Genomic DNA, 1,420 nt, shown 5'->3' with positions numbered 1-1,420 from the left:
TCTTTATTCACCCGGGAAGCCTTGCTAAAGTAGTTCTGGATCCCGCGAATGTAAGCATTAAGGCGGGCGACCATCTTTCCCGATGGAGCCTTGGCAAGTTCTTTTACCATTCTCCTGAGCTCGGTCTTGATTTGTTGCCGTTTCTTGGGTTTGATTCCAGATGCGGCAACATGGCCTTGCCTAGAGGATGGTTTCGGGATGGCCTTGATAGCTATCCCTAGGAATTCCAGGGACCTCCGCCGAAGATTTACTACCTTGGATTTTTCGGGTGAAATCTCCAACTTCAGCCGGATTTTAAGATATTGCTTGACCGCATGATACCACTTCCAAGCCGATTGCCAGTTCCTCGCAAGGATTACAAAGTCGTCGGCGTATCGGACAATCCAGCCTTCCTTAAGGCGGGTTGTCTTCAACGCTTGGTATTTGTCACTATCCCTGGAGTACTGGTATTGACTGGGGAAGTGGTGCCATTGACCTGCCACCCATTGATCCAGGTCGTTGAGGGCGATGTTCGACAGGAGAGGGGAGAGGATCCCTCCCTGTGGGACTCCCTTCGTTGGGATGCCTTCCCCCTCAATTGGCGCTTTCAGCATTTTGCCGATGATCGCATGGATTCTCCGATCGTGTATGCCCATGTTCCAGATTTGGCGCATGAGCATCGTATGGTTCACGTTGTCGAAGAATCCTTTGATGTCGATGTCAACAGCATAGTGCAACCCGGCCAGGTTAATGAGTGAATTTACCCTTGCGATCGCATGTTCTGTTGACCGCAAGGGGCGGAACCCGTAGCTATGCTCGTAGAACTTGGCTTCAGCTATGGGCTCCAGGACCTGCCGAATTGCCTGCTGAATAAGCCGATCCCGGATCGTAGGGATTCCGAGCGGTCGTTTATCCCCGTTGGGTTTGGGAATAAACACCCTCCGGACCGGTTGGGGTTCGAAATCTTCCAGGGCGTTTCGGACCATGCTGACTAACTCATCTTCGTTTAGCTTAGCAAGGTTCTGGATGGTCATTCCATCTACGCCCGGGGTTTCGGACCCCGCGTTGTCCTTCAGGTTCCGATACGCTAGGAGAATATTCTCTCTGGAGGTAATGATTTCATATAGGTCTTCCAGAGATTCTCCTTTCCGGGACCACTCGTAAAGCAGGTCAAAAGTGTGTTGGAGGTTGTAGTACTCTGTGTATCGCAGGGCGATCACTGTGGCATCCCTCCCTTCCATCCGTCGGAAGGAAGTGGGATGTACCCACTTTCTTACCCGACCGGTGATCTGAGGGTTGAGATGCCGTTTGAATCGGTAGACTGCGGCCTGTTCCTCCGGTCCCATTACAGGACCTTCATCAGTCGTGACCGCGCTCTCACCAGCCTAAACCCACTTCGGCGTTGCGCCTTATAGGGACCGGCCCCGTACCGGCGGTTTGT

The 1,420-nt window shown here is 52.6% G+C and carries 1 protein-coding gene; it reads right to left on the bottom strand.

The window, feature by feature from the left end:
• Positions 1-1,220, bottom strand: a 1,220-nt coding sequence (ltrA, locus tag SA87_RS10230) for a group II intron reverse transcriptase/maturase (protein ID WP_245637717.1), incomplete at its 3' end; no start/stop codon positions are given.
• Between the last annotated feature and the right edge of the window lie 200 nt (positions 1,221-1,420).

Source organism: Hydrogenibacillus schlegelii (assembly GCF_001653195.1).
GTDB classification, from domain to species: Bacteria; Bacillota; Bacilli; order Thermicanales; family DSM-22653; genus Hydrogenibacillus; species Hydrogenibacillus schlegelii.
This window is presented reverse-complemented; position numbering and strand designations above follow the sequence as displayed.